At 69.4% G+C, this 23,620-nt stretch carries 21 protein-coding genes; 10 read left to right on the forward strand and 11 right to left on the reverse strand.

The genetic code is table 11. The features are described 5' to 3' along the window. Positions 1-3: 3 nt before the first annotated feature. Positions 4-2,769, forward strand: coding sequence for an FAD-binding and (Fe-S)-binding domain-containing protein (locus ACIBTM_RS23885; protein WP_395879411.1), 2,766 nt, complete (start codon positions 4-6; stop codon positions 2,767-2,769). 116 nt (positions 2,770-2,885) lie between these two features. Then, positions 2,886-4,088: a cytochrome P450 gene (locus tag ACIBTM_RS23890; protein ID WP_395879287.1), complete on the forward strand. Its 1,203-nt coding sequence runs from the start codon at positions 2,886-2,888 to the stop codon at positions 4,086-4,088. Here ACIBTM_RS23890 and ACIBTM_RS23895 read toward each other — a convergent pair. Together ACIBTM_RS23895 and ACIBTM_RS23900 are read right to left on the reverse strand one after the other, a co-directional pair. Then, positions 4,069-4,971 carry a phosphotransferase family protein gene (locus tag ACIBTM_RS23895; RefSeq protein ID WP_395879288.1) on the reverse strand — a complete coding sequence of 301 codons (903 nt, stop codon included), beginning with the start codon at positions 4,969-4,971 and terminating at the stop codon, positions 4,069-4,071. The two genes, ACIBTM_RS23890 and ACIBTM_RS23895, sit on opposite strands and share 20 nt — an antisense overlap. 40 nt (positions 4,972-5,011) lie before the next feature. Further along, positions 5,012-5,578, reverse strand: coding sequence for a TetR family transcriptional regulator (locus ACIBTM_RS23900; RefSeq protein WP_395879289.1), 567 nt, complete (start codon positions 5,576-5,578; stop codon positions 5,012-5,014). A gap of 112 nt (positions 5,579-5,690) precedes the next feature. Between ACIBTM_RS23900 and ACIBTM_RS23905 the strand changes: the two genes are divergently transcribed. The 3 genes from ACIBTM_RS23905 (at position 5,691) to ACIBTM_RS23915 (ending at position 8,390) form a co-directional block, all read left to right on the forward strand. Beyond that, on the forward strand, positions 5,691-6,881 hold the full coding sequence (locus tag ACIBTM_RS23905) for a cytochrome P450 (RefSeq protein WP_395879290.1): 1,191 nt from the start codon (positions 5,691-5,693) through the stop codon (positions 6,879-6,881). Between the two features lie 2 nt (positions 6,882-6,883). Then, entirely contained in the window at positions 6,884-7,099 is a 216-nt protein-coding gene (locus tag ACIBTM_RS23910; protein WP_395879291.1) for a ferredoxin, read from the forward strand. 70 nt (positions 7,100-7,169) lie between these two features. Continuing rightward, positions 7,170-8,390, forward strand: coding sequence for a GNAT family N-acetyltransferase (locus ACIBTM_RS23915; RefSeq protein WP_395879292.1), 1,221 nt, complete (start codon positions 7,170-7,172; stop codon positions 8,388-8,390). Here ACIBTM_RS23915 and mtnA read toward each other — a convergent pair. Next, positions 8,387-9,352, reverse strand: coding sequence for an S-methyl-5-thioribose-1-phosphate isomerase (gene mtnA / locus ACIBTM_RS23920; RefSeq protein ID WP_395879293.1), 966 nt, complete (start codon positions 9,350-9,352; stop codon positions 8,387-8,389). The genes ACIBTM_RS23915 and mtnA overlap by 4 nt on opposite strands. A 48-nt stretch (positions 9,353-9,400) precedes the next feature. Between mtnA and ACIBTM_RS23925 the strand changes: the two genes are divergently transcribed. Next, a complete protein-coding gene (locus ACIBTM_RS23925; RefSeq protein WP_395879294.1) occupies positions 9,401-9,808 on the forward strand; it encodes a RidA family protein in 408 nt (135 codons plus the stop codon). Between the two features lie 304 nt (positions 9,809-10,112). On the opposite strand, the gene ACIBTM_RS23930 is transcribed toward ACIBTM_RS23925, so the two are convergent. Genes ACIBTM_RS23930 through ACIBTM_RS23940 form a run of 3 tightly spaced genes read right to left on the reverse strand, consistent with a single transcriptional unit; the run spans position 10,113 to position 12,526 of the window. Beyond that, positions 10,113-10,907 (reverse strand): PIG-L family deacetylase, encoded by a 795-nt coding sequence (locus ACIBTM_RS23930; protein ID WP_395879295.1) that lies wholly within the window; start codon positions 10,905-10,907, stop codon positions 10,113-10,115. A 48-nt stretch (positions 10,908-10,955) separates the two neighbouring features. Further along, on the reverse strand, positions 10,956-11,645 hold the full coding sequence (locus ACIBTM_RS23935; protein WP_395879296.1) for a dienelactone hydrolase family protein: 690 nt from the start codon (positions 11,643-11,645) through the stop codon (positions 10,956-10,958). Further along, positions 11,642-12,526: an arginase family protein gene (locus tag ACIBTM_RS23940; protein ID WP_395879297.1), complete on the reverse strand. Its 885-nt coding sequence runs from the start codon at positions 12,524-12,526 to the stop codon at positions 11,642-11,644. Before ACIBTM_RS23940 ends, ACIBTM_RS23935 begins: the two co-directional genes overlap by 4 nt. A gap of 76 nt (positions 12,527-12,602) precedes the next feature. On the opposite strand from ACIBTM_RS23940, the gene ACIBTM_RS23945 reads away from it, so the two are divergent. Further along, the gene (locus ACIBTM_RS23945; RefSeq protein WP_395879299.1) at positions 12,603-13,955 is read left to right on the forward strand and encodes a TrpB-like pyridoxal phosphate-dependent enzyme; all 1,353 of its coding nucleotides are present in this window, start codon (positions 12,603-12,605) and stop codon (positions 13,953-13,955) included. Positions 13,956-14,034: 79 nt separating this feature from the next. On the opposite strand, the gene ACIBTM_RS23950 is transcribed toward ACIBTM_RS23945, so the two are convergent. The 4 genes from ACIBTM_RS23950 to araD form a co-directional block, all read right to left on the reverse strand. Next, positions 14,035-15,249, reverse strand: a complete 1,215-nt coding sequence (locus tag ACIBTM_RS23950) for a GGDEF domain-containing protein (RefSeq protein WP_395879300.1) — start codon at positions 15,247-15,249, stop codon at positions 14,035-14,037. Between the two features lie 139 nt (positions 15,250-15,388). Next, positions 15,389-16,600, reverse strand: a complete 1,212-nt coding sequence (locus ACIBTM_RS23955; protein WP_395879301.1) for an MFS transporter — start codon at positions 16,598-16,600, stop codon at positions 15,389-15,391. An 86-nt stretch (positions 16,601-16,686) separates the two neighbouring features. Further along, on the reverse strand, positions 16,687-18,489 hold the full coding sequence (locus tag ACIBTM_RS23960) for a VanW family protein (protein ID WP_395879303.1): 1,803 nt from the start codon (positions 18,487-18,489) through the stop codon (positions 16,687-16,689). Between the two features lie 150 nt (positions 18,490-18,639). Further along, the gene (araD, locus tag ACIBTM_RS23965) at positions 18,640-20,358 is read right to left on the reverse strand and encodes an L-arabinonate dehydratase (protein ID WP_395879304.1); all 1,719 of its coding nucleotides are present in this window, start codon (positions 20,356-20,358) and stop codon (positions 18,640-18,642) included. A gap of 35 nt (positions 20,359-20,393) precedes the next feature. On the opposite strand from araD, the gene ACIBTM_RS23970 reads away from it, so the two are divergent. Genes ACIBTM_RS23970 through ACIBTM_RS23980 form a run of 3 tightly spaced genes read left to right on the forward strand, consistent with a single transcriptional unit; the run spans position 20,394 to position 22,567 of the window. Next, on the forward strand, positions 20,394-21,053 hold the full coding sequence (locus ACIBTM_RS23970; protein WP_395879305.1) for a GntR family transcriptional regulator: 660 nt from the start codon (positions 20,394-20,396) through the stop codon (positions 21,051-21,053). Beyond that, entirely contained in the window at positions 21,053-21,556 is a 504-nt protein-coding gene (locus ACIBTM_RS23975; protein ID WP_395879306.1) for a metallophosphoesterase family protein, read from the forward strand. The genes ACIBTM_RS23970 and ACIBTM_RS23975 overlap by 1 nt, the downstream gene beginning before the upstream one ends. Before the next feature lie 18 nt (positions 21,557-21,574). Then, positions 21,575-22,567, forward strand: coding sequence for a PHP domain-containing protein (locus tag ACIBTM_RS23980; RefSeq protein ID WP_395879307.1), 993 nt, complete (start codon positions 21,575-21,577; stop codon positions 22,565-22,567). An 84-nt stretch (positions 22,568-22,651) separates the two neighbouring features. On the opposite strand, the gene ACIBTM_RS23985 is transcribed toward ACIBTM_RS23980, so the two are convergent. Then, positions 22,652-23,503: a chitosanase gene (locus tag ACIBTM_RS23985; RefSeq protein ID WP_395879308.1), complete on the reverse strand. Its 852-nt coding sequence runs from the start codon at positions 23,501-23,503 to the stop codon at positions 22,652-22,654. Between the last annotated feature and the right edge of the window lie 117 nt (positions 23,504-23,620).

Raw genomic sequence — 23,620 nt, forward strand, 5'->3', positions numbered from 1 at the left:
CCCGTGGAGATCCTGGCCGACGCCGCGACACTGGCGCTGTACACGACCGACGCCTCCAACTACCGGCACGTGCCGAAGGGTGTGGTGCTGCCGCGGAGCGTCGGTGAGGTGATCGAGGCCGTCGCCGCCTGCCGCCGGGCCGGGCTGCCGGTGATCGCCCGCGGCGGCGGCACCAGCGTCGCGGGCAACTCGTGCGGGCCGGGCGTCGTGCTCGACACCTCGCGTCACCTCGGTGGGGTCCTCGACCTCGACCCGGCCGCGCGCACGGCGAGGGTCGCGCCGGGAACCGTCCTCGACGACCTCCAGCGGCTCGCCGCGCCGCACGGGCTCCGGTTCGGCCCCGACCCGTCGACGCATTCGCGCTGCACGATCGGCGGGATGATCGGCAACAACGCCTGCGGTTCGCATTCGGTGGCCTGGGGCCGCACGGTCGACGTCGTCCGCGAGCTGGACGTGCTGCTCTACGACGGCACGCGGCTGACCGTCGGGCCGACCACACCGTCCGAAGTGGACGCACGGGCGGCCAAGCCCGGCACCGAAGGCCGGGTCTTCTCCGAGCTACGCGCGCTCGTCCAGGACAACCTGGCGCTGCTGCGCACCGAACTGTCCTCCTTCAGCAGGCGGGTCTCCGGGTACGGGCTGGAACACCTGTTGCCGGAAAACGGTTTCGACGTCGCCAAGGCGCTGGTCGGCAGCGAGGGCACCTGCGTCACCGTGCTGGAGGCGACGGTCTCGCTCGCCGAGGTGCCGGAACGCAAGGTGCTCGCGGTGCTCGGGTTCGAATCCGACATCGCCGCGGCGGACGCCGTCCCGGCGATCCTGCCGTGGTCACCGCTGACCGTCGAGGGCGTCGACGCGGATCTCGTCGCCCTGCTGGAACCCGGTCGCGCCGACGGTCTGCCGCCCGGTGGCGCCTGGCTGTTCGTCGAAATGGCGGACCCGGACCGGGCACGCGGGCTGATCGACGGACTTCGCGGCGCGCTGACCGGATCCGCGCTGTTGGACGACGCGGCGGCGCAGAAGCGGCTGTGGCGGATCCGGGAGGAGGGCGCCGGTCTCGCGACCCGGCTGGCCGGGGGTGAGGAAGCCTGGCCCGGCTGGGAAGACGCGGCCGTGCCGCCCGAGCGGTTGGGTGCCTACTTGCGGGAGTTCAAGCAGCTCATGCGCGCGCACGGGCGCAAGAGCGTCGTCTACGGCCACTACGGCGAGGGCTGCCTGCATCTGCGGCTGGACTTCGATCTGCTGTCGTCGCGAGGGATCGCCGGATTCCGGTCGTTCCTGGAAGAGGCGGCGGATCTGGTCGCCGCGCACGGTGGCTCGCTGTCGGGGGAGCACGGTGACGGCCAGGCGCGTTCGGAGCTGCTGTCCCGGATGTACAGCCCCGAGATCCTCGCGCTTTTCGCGCGGTTCAAGGGGATCTTCGATCCGGCGGGGATGATGAACCCCGGTATCCTGGTGAACCCCAGGCCGGTCGACGCCGATCTCCGCGTCCGTCACGCGCCACTGGAGCTCGAAGACGTCACCGCGCTCGCGTACCCGGAGGATCAGGGGAGCTTCGGGCAGGCGATGCGGCGTTGCGTCGGCGTCGGGAAATGCCGCAACACCACCGGCGCGGGCGTGATGTGCCCGAGCTACCGCGCCACGCGCGAGGAGAAGCATTCGACGCGGGGCCGCGCGCATCTGCTCGCCGAGATGGTGAACGGCGAACTGATCACCGACGGCTGGCGCTCGGAGGAGGTCGCCGAGGCACTGGACCTCTGCCTGTCGTGCAAGGGCTGCCTGTCCGATTGCCCGGTCGACGTCGACATGGCGACGTACAAGGCGGAATTCCTGCATCAGCATCACAAAGGACGGATCCGCCCGGCGTCGCACTACTCGATGGGCTGGCTGCCGGTGTGGCTTCGCGCGGCGTCGCTCGCGCCTCGGCTGGCGAACACGGTGTCGCGCCGGTTCTCCGGGCTGCTGAAGAAGTTCGGCGGGATCGCGCCGGAACGGGACCTGCCGACGTTCGCGACGGCGCCGTTCACCCGGCGGCGCGCCGAGCTCAAGCGCTGGGCGACCGGCTCCCGGCCCGTGGTGCTGTGGCCCGACTCCTTCAACAACTACCTCACGCCGGACGTCCTCGACGCCGCGGCCGAGGTGCTCACCGCGGCGGGCTACGACGTCGTCCTGCCCGATCGCGGTGTCTGCTGCGGCCTCACCTGGGTGTCGACCGGTCAGCTCGACGTGGCGAAGAAGGTGTTGCGCCGCACGCTTTCCGTGCTCGAACCGTACCTGCGGTCGGGGTACCTGGTCGCCGGGCTGGAGCCGAGCTGCACGGCCCTGTTCCGCGGCGATCTCCCGGCGTTGCTCCCGGGCGACCCGGTGGCGGAACTGCTCGCCGAACGGACCAGGACCTTCGCCGAACTCGTCGAGGACTCGCCGCTCGAATTCCGTTCGCTGGACGTCGAGGCGCTCAGCCAGGTGCATTGCCACCAGCACGCCGTGCTCGGCTTCGACGCCGACGAGGCGGCCATGCGCGCCGCGGGTATCCACAATTCCACAATGGACTCCGGCTGCTGTGGACTGGCGGGCAACTTCGGCTTCGAACGCTGGCACTACGACGTTTCCGTCGCCTGTGCCGAAGATCGCATGCTGCCCGCGATCCGTGCCGCGGCCGAGGGCACCGAAGTGGTCGCGGACGGTTTCAGCTGCCGGACGCAGATCGAGCAGCTCGACGGGCGCAAGGCCGTGCACCTGGCGGAACTGCTGCGGCGCGCGTTGCCCTGAGCGCGCGTCTCGTTCGGCGCGGGATTATCACTCGGTGAGAAGGATCTTCGGCTCTTCGGGCGGGTGATCGGCCGGAGCCTTCCGGCCACGCGCGGCGCCGCTCATCATCATGCTCCATGACAGCCACCTATCCCGCGGCGAAGGACGACCCCGCGACCCCGATGGGCGCGATCTACGCCGAGTACCCGCCGATGTCCCGGGTCGTCTTCCCCAGCGGCTGCGAAGGCTGGCTGGTGACCCGGTACGAAGACGTCCGCCTGATCTTCTCGGACACCCGGTTCTCCCGGAACCTGCTCGCCCCGGGCGCGCCGTGCCTCATCGAACCCGGCGACTTCTCCACGGGCGAGCACAGCATCCTGAACATGGACCCGCCGGATCACACGCGCCTGCGGAAGCTGACGGCGCAGGCCTTCACCGCCCGCCGGATCGCGGGGCTCCGGCCGCGGATCCAGGAGATCGCCGACACGCTGCTGCGGGCGATGGCCGAGCACGGTCCGCCGGTGGATCTCGTCGAGCTGTTCGCCTTTCCGCTGCCCACCGCGGTCATGTGCGAGATCCTCGGCGTCCCTTACGAAGGCAGGGAACGGTTTCGCCGATGGTCACGCGTGATCGTCACGCCGATGGCGTACAGCCCGGCGGAAGTGGCGCGGGCCCGGCGTGACGGGGCGGACGACATGGCGGCGCTCGTCGCCGTCAAGCGGGAGACGCCGGGAGAGGACCTGCTGAGCGTCCTCGTGCACGCTCGCGACGAGGACGGCGACCGGCTCACCGAGGCCGAGCTGATCGATCTCGCCACCCAGCTCCTGCTCGCCGGGCACGAGACCACGGTCAGCCTGATCGCGACCGGGATCGTGCTGCTGGCGGGAAATCCGGATCAGCTCGCCGCGCTGCGCTCGGATCCGAGCCTGACGGAGGGGGCCGTCGAGGAGATCATGCGGTTCGACGGCCCGGCCGACGCGTCGCTGCTCCGGGTCGCGCTCGAGGACGTCGAGCTGAGTGCCGGCCGGGTCCGGCGCGGTGAGGCGGTGCTGGCGCACACCGGCGCGGCGAACCGCGACGAAGCCGCCTTTCCCGGCGCGTCCCGGTTCGACATCCGGCGCCGGAACGCGCCGCAACTCGGCTTCGGGCACGGCCTCCACTTCTGCCTCGGCGCGGCACTGGCCCGGCTCGAAGGGGAGATCGCGTTCCGGACCCTGCTCGACGGGCTTCCGGGATTGGATCTCGCGGTTCCCGCCTCGGCCATCGCCTGGCGTCCGCCGCTTTCGATCCGCGGCCCGGAGGCGGTGCCCGTGACCTGGGCTACCACCACGCGCGGCTGAGGCTCTCCAGCGTCGGTTCTTCCGGTGCGGGGAGGACACTGAGATACCAGGTGAAGTTGCTGTATACGTGCAAAAGCGCGTACGCCAGGCAGCGGCGGGAGAATTCCTCGTCCGGCTCGGCGCCGTATCCGGCGAGCAGCCGCCGCAGGAAGTCCTTGTCCCCGCCGGAAACGAACAGGCCCACGGCGACGAAGTCGTACTCGGCCGCGCCCCGCATGGCCGGTTCGAAGTCGAAGAGCCCGGTCAGCCGAGGACGTCCGCCGTCGTGGGTGACCATGAGATGGTCGCGCATGAATTCGGTGTGCAGCGGGACGGCCGGCGGGCTGCCCAGCTCGACGGAATCGAGGAAGGCCGGGATTTGGGCGATCCAGCTTTCGCCGAGCCCGGTCCGCCGGTGATGTTCGACGACCTTCGCGCGCTGCTCTGCGACGAAGGCGGCCCAATCCGGCGGGCCGAGGACGTCGAGTCGCGGGTCGTGCAGCGAATGCAGGGCGGCCAGTGCCTCGCCGAGTTCGGGCGCGAGCCGGTGTTTGTCCTCTGTGGACAGTTTCGGCCAGGCGTCCTTCAGCGTTTCGCCGGGCAGGCGTTCCATGAGCACATAGCCCCAGCCGTCCCGCTCGCCCACGTCACGCACGGCGGGGGTCGGGATCGGCAACTTCCCGTGCAGGACCTCGAGCATCGTCCGCTCGGTGGGGAGTTCGCCGAGATGCACCGGCGGGAACAGCTTGAGCACCAGATCGTCGCCGACGGCGTAGACCGGCAGCGAGCCCTCGGTGAACGGGACGGCTTCGCCAAAGCCGAGTGACTTCACGGCCGGGAGCAGGTCTTGCCTGGTCAGCGCGTCGAATTCGGCTTCGGTGCCGGCGGGCGGGAACGAGATCACGGCACGACCGTAGAACAGCGTGCCGTGGACGGCGACGCAATTACCCGCTGCGCTCCAGCAGGGTCCGTGCCGCGCCGAGCACCAGACGGCAGACGTCGTCGGGATCCGCGCTGGCCAGCGGTTCCTTGCCGGTGATGTCGCGGACCAGGCCGATCCCGAGCAGCCAGGCGAGGACGAGGTCGGCCCGCAGTTCCGCGTCGTCGGCGTCGCTCAGCGTGGCGAGCACCTTCGCGTACTCCTCGCCGAGTTGCCGCCGGACCGCGGCCGCGGCGCTGTCGTGTCCGGTCGAGCGCAGGTACGCGTCGAGGGTGCGGTCGCGGCGGGTGTCGGACTCCAGCATGCTGCGCAACGCCGTTCCGAGCAGTTCGGCCGGTGGGGTGGTGGCGATCTGCTCGCGTCCCCCGCGGGCCAGGACCTCCTCGAACAGGGCGTCCTTCGAGCCGAAGTAGCGGAACAGCAAGGCCTGGTTGGCTCCGGCGAGTTTCGCGATGTCGCGCACGGTCGTCCGGTCGAAACCGCGTTCGGCGAAGAGAGCCGCCGCCGCGTCGAGCAGGGCCGCCCTGGTCGCGGCCGCGTCGCGCTTGCGGACCTGCGGTTCTTCCGTCATCGGCAAAGGCTAGCCGGGCGTCGCACGGTAGGCGCATTGACGCTCACCGTGATCATGGTTAGCGTTGTAAGCAGTTGCTTACAAACCGCCGAGCCGGGGGGTTTCCGGACAAATGACCACCACAGACACCGAATTCGTCGCCTATCCCTTCAACGAGGACGCCGGACTCGAACTCAACGAGGCGTACGCGGCGGCCCGCGCCGCTAAGGGCATGCTCCGCGTCAGGCTCCCGCACGGCGAGCCGGCGTGGCTCGCCGTGCGGTACGCCGACGCGCGCTTCGTCCTGGGCGATCGGCGGTTCTCCCGTGCGATGGCGGCGGAGAAGGACGAGCCGAGGATGGCGCCCGGCAGGCGCCCCGGCGGGATCCTGAGCATGGACCCGCCGGATCACACCCGATTGCGCACGCTGGTCGCGAAGGCGTTCACCATGCGCCGCGTCGAACTGCTGCGCCCGCGCGTCGCCGAGCTGGCGGCGGGCCTGATCGAGGACATGAAGGCCAAGGGACAGCCCGCGGACCTGGTCGAGGACTACGCGCTGCCGATCCCGGTCGCGGTGATCTGCGAACTGCTCGGCGTCCCCGTCGAGGACCGGCCGAAGTTCCGCGTGTGGAGCGACGCCGCGCTGTCGACCAGCCCGCTGACCACCGAAGAGATGATGGCCAACCAGGACGAGCTGCGGGCGTACATGCACGTGCTCGTCGAGCAGCATCGCGCCGAGCCCCAGGACGATCTGATGACCGCGCTGATCGAGGCGCGCGACGTCCGCGACCGGCTGAGCGAGCTGGAACTGGTCGACATGTGCATCGGCATCCTGATCGCCGGGCACGAGACCACCGCCAGCCAGATCCCCAACTTCGTCTACTCCCTGCTCGAACAGCCGGAGCAGCTCGCCCGCCTCCGCGAGGACTTGGACCTGATCCCGGCCGCGGTGGAGGAGCTGCTGCGGTTCGTCCCGCTGGGTGCCGGAGCCGGGTTCGCCCGCTACGCCACCGAAGACATCCAGGTGGGTGACGTGCTGGTGAAGGAGGGCGAGCCGGTGATGGTCGCGATCGGCGCCGCCAACCGGGACGCGCTCCAGTTCACCGCGGCGGAAACCCTCGAATTCGGCAGGGAGGCCAATCCCCACCTCGGTTTCGGGCACGGCGTGCACCACTGCCTCGGTGCCCCGCTGGCCAGGCTCGAACTCCAGGAGGCACTGAAGGCGCTGTTGCGAGATCTCCCCGGGCTGCACCTCGACGGCGATATCGTGTGGAAGACCCAGATGCTGGTGCGGGGCCCCCGCTCCATGCCGATCGGATGGTGAGCATGAGCTGGAAAGTCGAGGTCGATGGCAACACGTGCATCGGCTCGGGGATGTGCGCGGCGCTGATGCCGGAGGTCTTCGAACTCGAAGGCGCCGTGGCGACGGTGGTCAAGGGGGAGGTGGATTCGGACGAGACGGTGCTCGACGCGGCGGATTCCTGCCCCGCGATGGCCATCGAGGTGACGGAAAACGGAGAGGTGATCGGGCCGAGGCCCTGAACGCCGCCCTTCCGTGCTTGCTTCGAAAAAGGCGTGGCGGTCGTCGGTGAAGGGGCGTAGGACGAACAGGGTGAGCGATGACGGCTTGACCCTCCGCACCCTGACCACCGACGACCTGCCCGCACTCTCGGACATGCTGGCGCGTGCTTTCCTCGCCGATCCTTCAGAAGGGTTCCAACACCGCGAAGGGCTGGTGTTCGAGCCTGAGCGCTCGCACGGTGTCTTCGACGGCGACGAGCTGATCGGGATGGGGGAGATCCTCACCCGGAAGATCACCGTTCCCGGAGCGGGGCCGACGCCGTTCGCGGCGATCACGTCGGTCGGCGTCGCTCCGGGGCATCGGCGGCGGGGTGCGCTGACCCGGGTCATGCGGGCGCAGCTGCACGGCCTGCACGAGGACGGTGCCGAACCCTTCGCCGCGTTGTGGGCGTCCGAAGCCGTCATCTACCCGCGCTTCGGATACGGGCTCGCGGCGCAGTTCTACCGGGCGAAGATCCGCGCGAAGTCCGCGTTCCGGCCCGGTGTCGAACTCGAAGCCGAGCGGGTGCGCGAAGTCGGCCGTGAGCAGGCGATTCCGCTGATCAAGGCGATCTACGAAAAGGAAGCGCCCCAACGGGTCGGCGCGCTGGACCGGCCCGGGGCGACGTGGGAGTTCAACCTCGACGACCCGGAGCGGCGGAGGAACGGCGCGACCGCGCTGAGGTTCGCCGTCCTGCCGGACGGTTACGTGATCTACCGGGTGAAGAACGACTGGAACGACGAGGGCCCGCGGGGGATCCTGACCGTGCAGGAGCTGGTCGCGACGACGCCGGAGGCGTACGCGACGTTGTATCGCTTCCTGCTCGACTACGACCTCGTCGCCACGGTGGAGGTGTTCACCGCCCTCGACGAACCGCTCATCCATCTGCTCGCCAACCCTCGCGCCATGACCCGGTCCGGCGGCGACTCCCTGTGGCTCCGGCTCGTCGACGTCGATCGGGCCCTGGTCACCCGGCGCTACAACGCTCCGGTGGACCTGGTGTTCGGCGTACGCGACGCCTTCTGCCCGTGGAACACCGGGAACTGGCGGCTCGTCACCGGCGCCGACGGCCACGCGGAGGTGACGCGAGTGGAGGACGCGCCGGATCTCGAACTGGACGTCACCGACCTCGGCGCGATCTTCCTCGGCGGGACCAGGCCGAGCACCCTATCCGCGGCGGGCCGGATCAAGGAGCGGACCGCCGGCGCGGTTTCGCGGGCGACGGCGGCGTTCGACACCGACCGCGAGCCGTCCTGCCTGGAATCCTTCTAGCCTCGCAGGATTCCGTGCTCGGTCACCACGGCGGTGATCAGTTCGTGCGGTGTCACGTCGAAGGCGGGGTTGAAGACTTCCGCGCCTTCGGGCGCGACCTTCGTACCGCCGAAGGCCAGGACCTCGCCGGGATCGCGTTCCTCGATCACGATCCCGGCGCCGTCCGGCATCGCGGTGTCCACAGTGGACGACGGGGCGACGACCACGAACGGGATTCCGTGGTGCTTCGCCGCGATCGCCAGGCCGTAGGTGCCGATCTTGTTGGCGACGTCGCCGTTGGCGGCGATCCGGTCGGCGCCGACGAGTACGCAGTCGACCAGGCCGCGGCTCATCGCCGCGGCGGCCGCGCCGTCGGGCTGGATCCGGTACGGGACACCGGCTTCGGCCAGTTCCCAAGCGGTCAGGCGGGCACCCTGCAGCAGCGGCCGGGTCTCGTCGACCAGCACGGACTCGACCAGGCCGCGGGCCCGCAGATGCCAGACGACGCCGAGCGCGCTGCCCCAGGCGACCGTCGCGAGGTGGCCCGCGTTGCAGTGGCTCAGCAGCTTCAACGGTCGCCGCCCGCAGTGCTCGATCACCACGTCGGCCGCCAGCCGGGAGGCCTCGCGGTTGATCCACTCGTCCTCGTCGAGGATCGCCAGGGCTTCGGCGAGAACGGCTTCCGGCCCCTCCGGGAGCTTCGCGAGGGCGCGGGAAACACCCCAGCTCAGGTTGACCGCCGTCGGCCGGGCCTGGGCGACACGGCGCGCCTCGGCCTCGACGTCGCCTTGGGCGCGGGTGGCGAGCACGACGCCGAGCGCCCCCGCCGCGCCGAGCGCCGGCGCCCCGCGCACCGCGAGCCGCTGGATGGCGCCGACGAGTTCGCCGACCGTGCGCAGTTCGAGCACGCGATACTCGGCGGGAAGGACGGTCTGGTCGATGATCGTGACCGCGTCACCGGTCCAGTCGATCGTCCTGCGCATGGCTCCCCCGTGAAATCAGGTTGTCCCGTCGCGACCGCCTCGGTGAGGATGCGGTCCGTGACCATTGAACGCCACCATCCGCCCGGCCTGCACCCCACGCCCACCTACCACCACGTGACCATCGTCGAAGGCCGGAGGGACGTCCACCTCGCCGGCCAATGCCCGCTCACCGAAGACGGCAAGGTCGTCGAAGGCGACGTGCTCGCCCAGGTCGACCAGGTCGTCGCGAACACCGCCGCCGCGCTCGCCTTCGCCAAGGCGACCCCGGCGGATGTCGTGCGCACGGTGATCTACGTGGTGACACCGGACGCGGCCGTGCTCTCGGCCGTCTGGGACCGGTTCGTCGAGTCGGCGATCGGGGAGGCGTTCACCACCGCGAGCACCTTGCTTGGCGTCGCGCAGCTCGGCTACCCGGGGCAGCTCGTCGAACTCGACGTCACCGCCGCCACGGCCTGAAGCTGAGGTACATGAAGGCCCCCTTCCTGTACTTAGGCGCAAGGATGGGGGCCTTCATGTACTGGGGAAGGTGTGAAGGCGCTGTGACTGCTGGTGTACCTGGGTCGAGTGTGGCGATCATCGTGTCCGTGAAGGCCTCCTTTACTACCTTCAGGGTAGGTAAGGAGGCCTTCACGGACCTGGCCCGCGATCAGCCGCACCCAAAATCCAGTAGTGGCCGCGGCGCCCGCCGCCGTCAGCTTCCCCAGCAAAGTCCCGCCCAGTTCGCGCGATTCATCGGATACGCGCCGCACATGCCCGTCGGTCAGAGTCCCGCCATGAGGTCGGTCTCCGTGATGCCCGGCCCCTGCCCGGCACGGATGAACCACTCGACGCCGAACGCCTGTGCGAAACCTTCGTCGGGCATCGACAGGAAGAACGAATCCTCGCTGATCTGACTGGCGTGCGCGCGCATCGCGGCCCGCTTGGCCGGCAGGTACGCGGTGACGTCGACCCGTGCCGTCAGGACCGCTTCCGGCTTGCCGAACTCGGAACCGTCCTCGAAATCAGGAAGGTCTTCGGCCTTCAGCTGCCCGGTCCGCACCGCCTCCTCCATGCCGCGGCGCATCTCGTCACTGTTGCTCGTCGCCTCGTAGACCCGCGGCGTACCCGCCAGCTCGGCCGCGCGCATCCCGACGCGATGCACCTGGATGTGGTCCGGATGCCCGTAACCGCCGTTGTCGTCGTAGACGGTCAGGACGTCGGCCTGCTCCTCGCGCAGGATCTCGGCCAGCCGCTGCGCGGCCTCCTCGACGTCGGCCTGCCAGAACGTGCCGGGCACGTCGTTGCGCGGCTCGCCCATCATGCCGGAATCGGTGTACCCCAGGAACTCCACGCGTTTGGCCCCCAGGACCTCGGCGGATGCGTGCGTCTCCTGCACGCGGCGCTGCCACAACTCCTCTCCGTCGTCGAGGAAACCGTCCGGCACCTCGCCGACCTCCCCCCTGGTCGCGACGACGAGCACGACACGGTGACCCTCTTCGAAGGCCTTGCGCATGACTCCACCCGCGACGATGCACTCGTCGTCGGGGTGGGCGTGAAAACTCACCAATGTGGCCATGGTGGGGAAACTACCGGGAGGCACCGACATATTCCGGCGGTCGTCGCCTCAGGCAGGGAAAGTCCGCCCCAGGAACTCCAGCGTCAGCGCCCAGGCCGCAGCGGCGGGCTCCGGCTGATGGAACATCGGCGCCACGTGATTGTGGAACGCGTGCCCCGCGCCCTCGTGGATGTGGATCTCCGCCCCGTCGTGGGAAGCGACCGCGTCGGCCAAGCGACTCACCCCCTCGGCGGGAATGTAGGGATCCGCGCCGCCGAACTGGAACTGGATCGGGCAAGTGATCTTGTCCAGCAACGGAAGTTGCTCGGGAACGCGTGAGCCGTAGTAGGAGACCGCGACGTCCGGGTCGCCTTCGGCCGCGGCCGCGTAGGCCATGGAGCCGCCGAGGCAGAAGCCGAAGACGCCCGCGCGGCCGCCGGTTTCGGGCAATGCGCGCAGTGTCGCCAGGGTCGCGAGGACGTCGGTGACGGCGCTCGCCGGGTCCAGTTGGCCGGCGACGGCCATCGACGCCGAGACACCGGCTTCGTCATGCGTGGCCGACCAGCCGGGGGAGATCCGCCAGAACAGTTCGGGCACCGCGACGACGTAGCCGAGAGCAGCCAGATCGGCGGCGACCGACTTGAGGTAGTCGTCGAGACCGAAGATCTCCTGGATCAGCACCAGACCCGGGCCGGAGCCGGATTCGGGCAGCCAGAGCGGGGCGTCGAACGAGCCGGCGGCGACGGTCACCTTGGTCATCGGGTTCCTTCCAGTGCGCGCACGAGGCAGTCCGTCACGAGGGCGGCCTGCGTGCCGTCGGGGTCGAGATCGGGATCGAAGATGGTCAGCTCCAGCCCGGCGGCGCCGGGGATCGCGAGCAGGCCGCGGAGCAGCTCGACGAGCTTGTCCGGACTGAGCCCGCCGGGGTCGGGACTGTCCACTGCGGACACGAATTGCGGATCGAGGGTGTCGATATCGACGTGGATCCAGAAACCGTCCAGTGGCGCGAAAATCTCCCGGGCGGCGGCGAGCGCGCCGTCGGTGCCGGACACCATGATCTCCTGGCTGGTCACGACCCGGAGCCCGGCTTCCCGCGCCTCGGCGGACTCCTCCGCGCGAACGCCGAGCACGAGGACGTCTTCGTCGCGGACGTAGGGGCCCAGACCGTCCACATCGGCCAGTTCCGGCTGGCCTCGGCCGGTGACGACGGCGAGGGCCTCGCCGCCCACGTTGGCGACGTGATCGGAATTGCCGAGATGCCGGAAGTCGTCGTGTCCGTCGAAGTAGGCGATGCCGTAGCGGCCTTCGCGACGCAGCGTCAGCATCGCGGCGAGCGCGATCGAGCAGTCGCCGCCGAGTACCACCGGGAAGCCGCCGTCCGCGCGGATCTTCGCGAGACGTCCGGCGAGGGCTTCGGTGTAGGCCGCGATCCCGGCCGCGTTCCGCACGCCGCTCCCGGGTGACCAGGTGGGCAGATACCGCGGCGGGGTGACGACGCCACCGTCGGTCGCCCCCGAACGGGTGAGCAGGCCGTGGTCACGCAGCGCGCCCGGCGCCTTGTAACAGCCGGGGACCACACCTTCGGCCGGCGGGCGCAGTCCGAGGTTGGACGGTGCGTCGAGCAGTACGAAATTCCCCATGCCCACACCGTAGTAGTGACGCCTGGTGTCACGCCGTCAGTCCCTTTAGGTTGAAGGGACGGACGGAGGAGGCTCAATGGCGGAGCGGACCAAGTACATCCTCGACGAAGCAGATATGCCGACAAGGTGGTACAACGTCGTCCCGGATCTGCCGGAGCCGCCGCCACCGCCCTTGCATCCCGGCACCCGCGAGCCGGTCGGCCCGGACGATCTCGCGCCGCTGTTCCCGCAGGCGCTCATCGCCCAAGAGGTCAGCACGGAGCGGTACATCGACATCCCGGAAGAGGTCCTGGACGTCTACCGGCTTTGGCGTCCGTCGCCGCTGTACCGGGCGAGGCGGCTGGAGAAGGCGCTCGGCACCCCTGCCCGCATCTACTACAAGTACGAGGGCGTCAGCCCGGTCGGCTCGCACAAGCCCAACACCGCCGTGCCGCAGGCGTTCTACAACGCGGCGGAGGGCGTCACCAGGCTGACCACCGAGACCGGCGCCGGGCAGTGGGGGAGCGCGCTCGCGTTCGCCTCCGCCACCTTCGGGCTCGAGTGCGAGGTGTGGCAGGTCCGCGCTTCCTACGACCAGAAGCCGTACCGCAAGCTGATGATGGAGACCTTCGGCGCGACGGTGCACCCGAGCCCGTCCGAGCTGACCGAATCCGGCCGCGCGATCCTGGCCACCGACCCGAACTCGACCGGGAGCCTCGGCATCGCGATCAGCGAGGCGGTCGAGCAGGCGGCGCAGGCGGAGAACACCCGCTACGCGCTCGGCAGCGTGCTCAACCATGTGCTGCTGCACCAGACGATCATCGGCGAAGAGGCGCTCAAGCAGTTCGAACTGGCCGGGGACACCCCGGACGTCCTCGTCGGCTGCACCGGCGGCGGGTCCAACTTCGGCGGGCTCGCCTTCCCGTTCCTGCGCGAGAAACTCGCCGGGCGGATGGACCCGGTGATCCGCGCGGTCGAACCGGCCGCCTGCCCGACGCTCACCCGAGGGAAGTACGCGTACGACTTCGGGGACACCGCCGGGCTCACGCCGCTGCTGAAGATGCACACGCTCGGTCACGACTTCATCCCCGACCCCATCCACGCCGGTGGCCTGCGCTATCACGGGATGTCACCGCTGATCTCGCATATCTACGAACTCGGGCTGATCGACGCGGTCGCCATCGGGCAGGAGGACTGTTTCGCCGCGGGCGTGCGGTTCGCCCGCACGGAGGGCATCATCCCCGCGCCGGAGCCCACCCACGCGCTCGCCGCGTGTATCCAGGAAGCGTTGCGGTGCAAGGAAACCGGGGAGGAGAAGGTGATATTGACCGCGCTGTGCGGACACGCGCACCTCGACCTTCCGGCGTACGGGGCGTACCTGGCGGGCGACATCTCCGATCACGCGCTGCCGGATTCGGCCCTCGAGACGTCCCTCGCCGGGCTCCCCTGACCCCAGCCGTGCGCTATGAACGGGCCGTTCCTTGCAAAATTTGCAAGGAACGGCCCGTTCATAGCACGCGGTGAGGGGGTCAGCCGGTCACCTGGTAGCCCGACGTCCGGTTCCGCCCGGTGTTCTTGGCCTCGTAGAGCGCCCGGTCCGCGACGGCGATCACCGTGTCCAGATCGGCGACCCCCGGCCGGTCGGCGAGGCCGATCGACACGGTGACATGCTCCGGCAGGTCACCGGCGCGCGAAGCCACGCTCGACCGGATCCGTTCCGCGATCGCGTGGGCGTGCACGGCGGGCGTGCCGGGCAGCAGGACGACGAACTCCTCGCCGCCGAACCGGCCGACCAGATCCGTGCCGCGCACCTCGGTGCGCAGCGTTTCCGCGATCGCCGCCAGGTACCGGTCGCCGACCAGATGCCCGTGCCGGTCGTTGATCAGTTTGAACCGGTCGACGTCGACCATCAGCAGGCTGGTGTGCCGCCCCGCGCGCCGCGCGCGGTCGAGTTCGTCGGTCGCGGCCTCACGCCACGCCTTGGCGTTGAGCAGCCCGGTCTTGGCGTCGCTGCGCGCCTGCCGTTTCAGCTGCCGCAGCAGGACTCCGCGGTGCAGCACCAGCGTGATCCCGACGACCAGCAGCAGCACCACCGGCCAGTCCCGCAGCGCCCACGCGACGATGACGCCGAGCGCGATCGTCGCCGCTTCGAGCGCGTACTCGAACGGCTTCGCCACCGCGTCGCGCAGCCGCTCGTGCGGGGTGCCGTAGTACACCGCGACCGTCATCAGCGCGGTGTTGACCAGCAGGAACACCCCGCCCGCCGCGACAACCGAACCGAACGAGGAGACGTCGCGGGGGAGCGTGTCGAAGGGCGCCGCGTACCGGGAAAGGAAGGCGGCCGCCGCGAACCCCGAGAGCACGGTCGCCGAGGTGGAGAACATCCGACGGAACAACGGGTTCGGCTGCCCGCGGAACCACCGGTAGAAGAACGACACGGCGATGACCAGCGCGGCGAGCGCCGGGTGCACCAGCAGCACGGCGGCGAAGGTCCACACGCTGTCGAGCGAGATATGCGGCGTGCCGGCGAACCGCTCCCGGACCCGCTCCACCGGACGGGACAATTCCGTGTACAGCACGGCGCTGAGGATCAGGATCGCGAAGGGGATGGCGTCGCCCTCGGTGAACGGCACCCGGAGAAAAGACCAGGCGGATCCGGCGATCGCCGCGACGTCCACCAGGAGGACGAAGCCGATCAAACCACGGTTGGGTAGCCGCCACAGCGCCCAATTCGTTAGCGCCACGGAGACGAACGTAATCGGTTGGATACTAGGTGTCACTACGCTGTATGGGTAGGCGTGGGTGCACCACGCGTGACCGGATCGGGTAATCGGAGGGGGTGAGCTCCATGCGCGGGCAGAACTGGTGAATACCCGGTTCCGGTCAAAGGGGGTGAAGCGGGGCCACGTGGCGCCAAGCCCGGGTGGCCGGAACAGCCACTACGAGACCGGCGAGTGCGATGACCGAGACCGTCGTCGCCGGTGAACCGAGCACGCCGACGAGCAGGCCGCCGGCGATCAGCCCGATTCCCTGCACGGCGATGAGTCCCGACCCGGCGAGGCCGAAGGCCTGGCCTCGTTCGGTGTCGGGTACCAGCCGCATGAACGTGGTGCTCGCGGTGACCTGGTAGGCCGCGCACATCCCGGACAGCACGAGCAGTCCGGCGGCGTAGGGGAGCGAGGGCCGGAACCAGAACACCGCGAGCGGCACGATCGCGCCGAGCGCCAGTGCGCCGACCAGGCGCAACCGGACTTCAGGCCGCACGAGCCGGCCCAGTACGAACACCCCGAGCACGATCCCCGCGGGATGCGCCGCCAGCAGCAGCCCCGCGGTCGCCGCCCCGCCGCCGATCTCCGCGGCGTAGGGCACGGCGAGCCCTTCCGGCACGATCACGAAACCCGCCAGCCACGCCAGTCCGACCAGCGCGCGCAACCGGCGGTCACGCCAGATCGTCCCGGCGCCGGCCGAAAGCCGCCGCAGGGTCGACGTCGCGGGGCCTTCCGCCCCCGTCGCGGGCCGCGCGCGGACACCCAACCGCAGGACGATCGCCGAGACGGCGAACGTCACCGCGTCCAGCGCCAGTCCTCGTCCCGGCCCGATCGCGGCGATCAGCGCGCCGCCCAGCGCGAATCCGGCGAGCTGACCGATCTGGTTGGTGATCTTCAGCAGGGACTGGCCGAGCACGTACCGATCCCCGCTGAGCACCGACGGCAGGACCGCGGCCTGCGCGGCGGTGAACGGCGCGTTGGCCAGCTGCACCACCACCAGCACGGCGGCGAGCACGGGCAACGGGATACCGGGGACGGCGAGCACCGCGACCAGGAGCGCGCGGACGACGTCGGAGCACACCATCACCGCCCGGCGCGGATACCGGTCGGCCAGACCGCCGAGCAACGGTCCGCCGATCAGATCGGGGAGGTAGGTGAGCGCGTAGGTCAGCGCGGGCCACGTCGCCGAACCGGTGCGCTGGAACACCAGTACCGACAGGGCGACCCTGGCCACCTGGTCGCCGAGGATGGACTGGAGTTCCGCGAACCAGATCGCCCGCAGTTCGCCGACCGCGAGGAGCTGCCGGAAGGTCGCCTTGGATTCCACGAGGTGACCACCCCCGCCCGGTCGAGTGAGTCACTCAGCGTACCGCTCCGGACGCGGGTGGTGAAACCGCGAAGCGCGTGAAGGCGCTATTCCGTGCCGCAGGTGATCTTCGGCTGCGGGTTGTAGTGCACGTTCCGGGTGTGGCGCCGGATCTCACGGCCGCTCGCGGCGTCCTTGATGACCCGGGTGTCCGACGTGGTGAAGCCGGGCGCGCCGTTGCTGGGCTTGCAGTTCTCGGCGGGGCCGGGCTTCGTCGGCGGTTCGGACGGGTTGGTGCGGCCGCCCGGGATCGACTCGACGGTGTACTTCTTGGTGCCCCACAGCCGGATCGTGATGTCCGACGGCGTCCAGATGGTCTGGATCGCGACGCCGGTGTCCCCGTCGTTGGTGAACTTCAGGTCGATCACGCTGCCGCCGTTGTGGTTCTGGAACACGGTCGCCTCACGGGCGGCCGGGTAGCGGCTGATGTAGTAGCTGTGTTCCTTGTGCTCGGTGTCCTTCATGCCGGCGAAGTACGACGCGTTGTACAGCGTGGTCGCGAACTGCGAGATCCCGCCGCCGACCTCGCGGCCGGGTGCGCCGTCCTTGATGACACCGGCCTCGACGTAGCCCTGCGCGGCACCGCGCGGCCCGGTGAACCCGTTGAGGCTGAACGTCTCGTTCGGCTTCACGATGGCGCCGTTGACCTTCTGCGCCACGACCCGGATGTTCGTCCCCGAGTCCGGGGCGAACCCGCCGGTCTTGAACTCGCTGACGACCTCCTTGATGCCGAGCTGGTTCGCCTGCTCGGTGGTCACCTTGGCCGGGGTCTTCTTGTAGGTCACCGGCAGCTCGCGGGGCGCGGCGCGTTTGAGCACGTCGAGCACCGGCTTGAGGCTCGGCTCCCAGTCGACGACGTTGGCGTCCTCGGAAGGCTGGACGGTCGGCTTGCCGCCTTCGAAGACGATCTGCGCGTCCTTGCCCTCCTTTTCGGTGGACTTCAGCTGCGGGCCCGCGACTTCGATGATCTTGTTGTTGTCCACCTTCGGGTTCAGCACGCCGCCGTCGACGGGCTCGAAGGTCAGCGCACCCGCGATGTCCTGGGGTTTGAGGACGGCGTCCTTGCCCTCGCCCTTGATGACCATCGGCGCCGCCACGGCGGGCTTCGCGATCTGTTCGAGGGCGGCGTGGACTGCCTCCGGCGAGACCTTGACCGGGGTCTGGGTGACCGCGAGCGTCAGCGGCTCGCCACCGGCCCAGCGCTCCAGGATGGTCTTCTTGGCGGCTTCGAGGTCGAGCTTCTGCCCGGTCTTCGGCTCGACGGCGACCGGCTTGGCCTCCTCGAAGCGCACGGTGCCTTCGACGGGGTCGCGGTCGACCTTGTCGCGCAGGTTCTCCAGCGCGCCGGTGAGCTTGGCGTCGTCGGTCTGCGTGACGACGCCGACCTCGGTGGTCGAGAAGAACGACGCGATCCGCGTGAACGGGTTCAGCGGCTGATCGCCCGCCTGGTCCAGGGTGGCGGGCCAGTCGAGGCGCAGGCCCGCGTTGTTCGGCGCCAGCGACTCCTCGGCGTCGCCGGCGACGATCTTCACCGGCCGGGTCAGCCGCGGTTCGATGCCGCCCCGGAGCTCCTTCTCGGCCGCCGTGCGGTCCATCCCGCCGACGTCGACCCCGGCGACGGTGACGCCGCGGGGGACGCTGCCCTGGGAGACCAGCAGGTCGAGGGCGTACGCGACGACCAGGAGGCCGAACACGCCGCCGCCGATGAAGGCGGCCTTGCGGTAGCTGCGACGACGCTTCGGTGGCGTGGGCTCCTGCGGCATGGCAGACTCCGCGAACCCGGGCGTGACGACCGGGAGAATGTCCGTCTGCTCAGCGTGGGACTCGGGCCAGCGCGGTTCCTGCGGCAACTCTCCACCCTCCACGGTCCGGCGAGCGCCGGGCTTCGTGATCGAACATCCGGGCCTTCCACACGTTCCGGACGTACGTTCAAGATACGGGGCGCGTTTTGTGGGCCTGCAACTCGCCCGGTTGGGTGAGCGGGTCACTCCGTCGGGTGGTCACTGGGCGTCAGGTTCCGGGTTTTTGCCCACCTGCGCGAGAAAATCGAAGTCACAACCTTCATCAGCCTGCGTGATGTGTTCGGAGTACAACGCGCCGTAACCACGTTCGTAGCGCGGAGCGGGCGGGATCCACGCCGCCCGGCGGCGTTGCAATTCCGCATCATCGACGTCGAGGCTCAGCCGTCGTGAAGGGACGTCCAGGGTGATCGGGTCACCGTCGCGGACGAGCGCGAGCGGACCGCCCACATGGGACTCCGGCGCGACGTGCAGCACGCAGGCGCCGTAACTGGTGCCGCTCATCCGGGCGTCGGAAACGCGGACCATGTCGCGGACCCCCTTGGCCAGCAGGTGATCCGGCAGCGGCAGCATCCCGTACTCGGGCATGCCGGGGCCGCCGAGCGGGCCGGATCCGCGCAGTACCAGGACCGAGTCCTCGGTGATGCCGAGAGCGGGGTCGTTGATGCGCTTCTTCAAGTCCTTGTAGTCGTCGAAGACCACCGCGGGTCCAGTGTGGACGAGCAACCGGGGCTCGGCGGCGATGTGCTTGATCACCGCGCCGGACGGCGCGAGATTCCCGCGAAGCACCGCGACGCCTCCTTCCGCGGCGACAGGGTTGTCGCGGGTGCGGATGACGTCGTCGTCGTGCACGCGCGTCGAAGCCAGGTTTTCGCCGAGGGTCCGGCCGGTGACCGTCATCCGATCGGTATGCAGCAGGCCGGTCAGCCGGGAGAGCAGCCCGGGAAGCCCGCCGGCGTAGTAGAAGTCCTCCATCAGCCAATCGCCGCCGGGCCGGATGTTCGCCAGTACCGGGACCCGGCGCGCGATCGCGTCGAAATCGTCGACGGACAACGGGATCCGGCCGCGTCCGGCCATCGCGATCAGGTGGATGACGGCGTTGGTGGAGCCGCCGAGCGCCAGCACGGTGGTGATCGCGTCGGCGTACGCGCGCTCGTCGAGGATCTTCGTGATGGTGAGGCCCTCCCACACCATCTCGACGGCACGCGCGCCGCTCGCCGCGGCCATCCGGTGGTGCGCCGAGTCGACGGCGGGGATCGACGAGGCGCCGGGCAACGTCAGCCCGAGCACTTCGGCGACCGACATCATCGTGGACGCGGTCCCCATCGTCATACAGGTTCCGGGAGAACGGGCCAGCCCACGCTCCAATTCGGACAGTTCCTCGGCGCCGATCAGCCCGGCCCGCTTGTCGTCCCAGTACTTCCACATGTCGGTGCCGCTGCCGAGCACCTCGTTCCGCCAGTGCCCGCGCAGCATCGGCCCGGCGGGTACGAAGATCGCGGGCAGCCCCGCGCTGGTCGCGCCCATCAGCAGCGCCGGTGTCGACTTGTCGCAGCCGCCCATGAGCACCGCGCCGTCGATCGGATAGGACCGCAGGATCTCTTCGGTCTCCATCGAAAGCAGGTTGCGGTAGAGCATCGGCGTCGGCTTCTGGAACGTCTCGGACAGGGTCGCGACCGGGAACTCCAGCGGGAACCCTCCCGCCTGCCACACCCCGCGTTTGACCTGTTCCGCCCGCTCGCGCAGATGCATATGGCAGGGGTTGACGTCGCTCCAGGTGTTGAGGATCGCGATGACCGGCTTCCCGAGGTGCTCCTCCGGGTTGTAGCCGAGTTGCCTGCTCCGGGCCCGATGGCTGAAGCCGCGCAGTTCGTCGCCGCCGAACCAGCGATGACTTCGGAGTTCCTCAGGGTTCCTCATGACCGCGAGTATGGCATCTCATATACGATTGGCTCATGTCTTCGACCTTCAACCTGCCCGCATCACGAACCGAAGTGGTGCTCGACGAGATCCGCCGCGGCATCCTCACCCGGGAGTTGAAGCCCGGCCAGCCACTGGTCGAAGCCGAACTCGCGGCCAGGCTCGGAGTCTCGAAGACGCCGGTCCGCGAGGCGCTCAAGGTGCTGTCGAACACAGGACTCGTGACGTTCAGCCCGTACAAGGGCGCTTCGGTGTGCGTGGTGGACGCCGAGCTGGCGAAGTCCGTTTACGACGTTCGCATGGTGCTGGAGCCCGAGGCCGTGCGCCGGTCGGTCGAACGCCGCTCCCCGGATCTGCTCGAAGACGCCGCGGAAGCGCTGAAAGAGGCGTCGACGGCGATCTCGGACAAGGATCACGCCGCGCTCAGCCTGCTCAACCGCCGGTTCCACCGCGCGCTGTACAGCGGCTGCGGCAACCCGCTGATGGTCTCGATGCTGGACGACCTCAGGGACCGCGCCGCGCTGATCAGCGTGGTCGGCTGGGAGGCGAATCCCAGCTGGCGCAAGGAATGGACCGAGCACAAGGCGGTGCTGGCGGCCGCGAAGAAGGGCGACGCCGAAGCCGCGGCGGGGCTGCTGCGCGCCCATATCGGCGAATTCCTGGAGCGGACCCTCGAGACCATCGGAGGCGATTGATGCGGCTGCTGCTCATCGCCGACACGCATCTGCCGGTTCGCGCGAAGACACTGCCGGATCAGGTCTGGCGTGAGGTCGACGAGGCGAACGTCGTCGTCCACGCCGGCGACTGGGTCGAGGTCGCCCTGCTGGACGAACTCGAGGCCCGGAGCGAGCGGCTCATCGGTGTCCACGGCAACAATGACGGCGCGGACCTGCGTGCCCGGCTCCCCGAGATCGCGCGGGCGGACCTCGACGGCGTCCGCCTGGCGGTCATCCACGAAACCGGCGGCAAACAGGGCCGTGAACGGCGCTGCGACGAGCTCTTCCCGGACATCGACGTCCTCGTGTTCGGGCACAGCCACATCCCGTGGGACACCGTCACGCCGAACGGGACGCGGCTGCTGAACCCCGGCTCGCCGACCGACCGGCGGCGGCAGCCGTTCTGCACCTATCAGACCGCCGAGATCCGCGATGGCGAGTTGTGCGACATCACGCTGCATGAGCTGCCTCTTCGCCGCTGACGGGGTAGACAGGTAGTCATGGAACCGGCGCAGGCGTTGAGGGAGATCGCGTTCCGGCTGGAGCGCGCCGGAGAGCCGAGCTACCGGGTGCGGGCGTTCCGGCAGGCGGCCTCGGTGATCGCCAAGATCGAGCCGGACGACCTGCGTAAACGGGCCGCGGCGGGCACCTTGACCGCTTTGCCGAATATCGGCAAGGCGACCGCGGCCGTCGTCGAAGACGTCCTCGCCGGCCGCCGTCCCGCGTACTTCGAGAAGATCGGCGAGCCGAAGCTGCCCGACGGCGGTCCGATGCGGGCGGCGCTGCGCGGCGACTGCCACACCCATTCGGACTGGTCCGACGGTGGGAGCCCGATCGAGGAGATGGCCGAGGCCGCCCGCGCGCTCGGCCACGAATGGATGGTGCTGACCGACCACTCGCCGCGGCTCACCGTCGCGAACGGCCTTTCGCCCGAGCGGCTGCGCCGTCAGATGGACGTCGTCGCGGAACTGAACGAGACCATGGCGCCGTTCCGGATCCTGCACGGTATCGAGGTCGACATCCACCTGGACGGCACGCTCGACCAAGAGGAAGAACTGCTGGAGCGGCTGGACTTCGTCGTCGCCAGTGTCCACTCGAAACTGCGGATGCCCGCGAAGGAGATGACGCCGCGGATGATCGCCGCGGTGCGGCACCCGCTGGTCCGGGTGCTGGGGCATTGCACCGGACGGCTGGTGATGGGAGGCCGCGGTAAGCGGCCCGAGTCGGAGTTCGACGCGGAGGCGGTGTTCACCGCGTGCCGGGACAACGGTGTCGCCGTCGAGATCAACTCGCGTCCCGAGCGCCGGGATCCGCCGACGCGGTTGCTGAACCTGGCGATGGACCTGGGCTGCGACTTCGCGATCGACAGCGACGCGCACGCCCCCGGCCAGCTCGACTGGCTGGTCTTCGGCTGTGCGCGGGCCACCGAGCTGGGGATCGAGCCGGACCGGGTGATCAACACGCGGACCGCCGAGGACCTGCTGGCGGGCTAGTTCGCCCCCCTCGCGTGTGTCATGAAAGGGTCGTTCAGGACAAACGATGTCCTGAACGACCCTTTCATGACATGCGGTCCGGCACTAGTTGATCTCGTACGGGTCCCCGTAGACCGCCCACTTCAGCGGGGTGTGCAGGTCGAGGTTTCCGTCGTTGAGCCACACCAGCTGGGCGGTGTCGATCCGCGAGGTGTCCGCGTGCGCCTCTTCCTGCTTCATGACCACGCGCCGCGCGTCGAGGAACGCCTTGAGGTACGCCGTCTCGTCACCACCCTGGGCCGGCGGCTTGGCCTGCTGGAGCGCGGCCGAGCGGATACCGCCGAAACTGTCCTGGCTGGTGCCCGGGCCGTGCATCACGATGGCGTCGTAGTAGATGAATTGTCCCAGTGCGCCCAGGCCGTCCGATTTCGCCTGATTCACCGCCGGGTCGAAATAGACACGGTCACGTTCGCTGTTCTGCGCGGCTTGGAAGTCCTCGCGGGCGGCGGCCTCCCGCCACGCGTTTTCGAAACCGCTGCCGAGACCTTCGTGCGAATCGGTGCCGTCGACCTTGCGCAGTGCCGGGAGGTATTCCGCGAGCGGATTGCCCGGGACCGAGTTCGTATAGCGCTCGACGAGTTCCAGCATGTCCCCGGTGCCGGAGCAGAACCCGATGATGCCGGCGGTGTACCCGCGCCCGTCGCCGATGTCCTCGATGTAGGAGTACTGCGCTTTCCAGTCCAGGGAAGAGTTTTCCGCGCTGGAGACGATCTGCATCGCGATCTCCTTCTTCTCCGGCGAGGCGAGATCGCCACCGGAAGCGAAGATCGACGCCGACGCCGGGACGGGCGCGGCGGACGCGAGCGAAGAGATCGCGACGGGGCCGGAAACGGCGAGTGCGAGAACGGAGACCGCGCCGAGAGCACGACGCATCGCGGGCCGCAGGGTGTCACTCATGAAAGGTGTCCCTTTCCACAGAGAATTGTCATCTTCTGTCAGGTGTTGCTGCGGCGTGCGCACACGATAACCATGGGTGACAGTTTCCGGCAAGGGGGTAAGGCGGTTGAAGATTTT

Origin of the sequence: Amycolatopsis sp. NPDC049868 (assembly GCF_044461365.1) — a bacterium.
Classification (GTDB): domain Bacteria; phylum Actinomycetota; class Actinomycetes; order Mycobacteriales; family Pseudonocardiaceae; genus Amycolatopsis.

Coding starts and splice junctions, on each gene's coding strand:
- ACIBTM_RS23900 (WP_395879289.1), bottom strand. CDS start 5,578: ATGACGGAAGAACCGCAGGTCCGCAAGCGCGACGCGGCCGCGACCAGG.
- ACIBTM_RS23890 (WP_395879287.1), top strand. CDS start 2,886: ATGACAGCCACCTATCCCGCGGCGAAGGACGACCCCGCGACCCCGATG.
- ACIBTM_RS23925 (WP_395879294.1), top strand. CDS start 9,401: ATGCGGTCCGTGACCATTGAACGCCACCATCCGCCCGGCCTGCACCCC.
- ACIBTM_RS23985 (WP_395879308.1), bottom strand. CDS start 23,503: ATGAGTGACACCCTGCGGCCCGCGATGCGTCGTGCTCTCGGCGCGGTC.
- ACIBTM_RS23905 (WP_395879290.1), top strand. CDS start 5,691: ATGACCACCACAGACACCGAATTCGTCGCCTATCCCTTCAACGAGGAC.
- araD (WP_395879304.1), bottom strand. CDS start 20,358: ATGAGGAACCCTGAGGAACTCCGAAGTCATCGCTGGTTCGGCGGCGAC.
- ACIBTM_RS23940 (WP_395879297.1), bottom strand. CDS start 12,526: ATGGGGAATTTCGTACTGCTCGACGCACCGTCCAACCTCGGACTGCGC.
- ACIBTM_RS23980 (WP_395879307.1), top strand. CDS start 21,575: ATGGAACCGGCGCAGGCGTTGAGGGAGATCGCGTTCCGGCTGGAGCGC.
- ACIBTM_RS23945 (WP_395879299.1), top strand. CDS start 12,603: ATGGCGGAGCGGACCAAGTACATCCTCGACGAAGCAGATATGCCGACA.
- ACIBTM_RS23930 (WP_395879295.1), bottom strand. CDS start 10,907: ATGGCCACATTGGTGAGTTTTCACGCCCACCCCGACGACGAGTGCATC.
- ACIBTM_RS23975 (WP_395879306.1), top strand. CDS start 21,053: ATGCGGCTGCTGCTCATCGCCGACACGCATCTGCCGGTTCGCGCGAAG.
- ACIBTM_RS23910 (WP_395879291.1), top strand. CDS start 6,884: ATGAGCTGGAAAGTCGAGGTCGATGGCAACACGTGCATCGGCTCGGGG.
- ACIBTM_RS23970 (WP_395879305.1), top strand. CDS start 20,394: ATGTCTTCGACCTTCAACCTGCCCGCATCACGAACCGAAGTGGTGCTC.
- ACIBTM_RS23935 (WP_395879296.1), bottom strand. CDS start 11,645: ATGACCAAGGTGACCGTCGCCGCCGGCTCGTTCGACGCCCCGCTCTGG.
- mtnA (WP_395879293.1), bottom strand. CDS start 9,352: ATGCGCAGGACGATCGACTGGACCGGTGACGCGGTCACGATCATCGAC.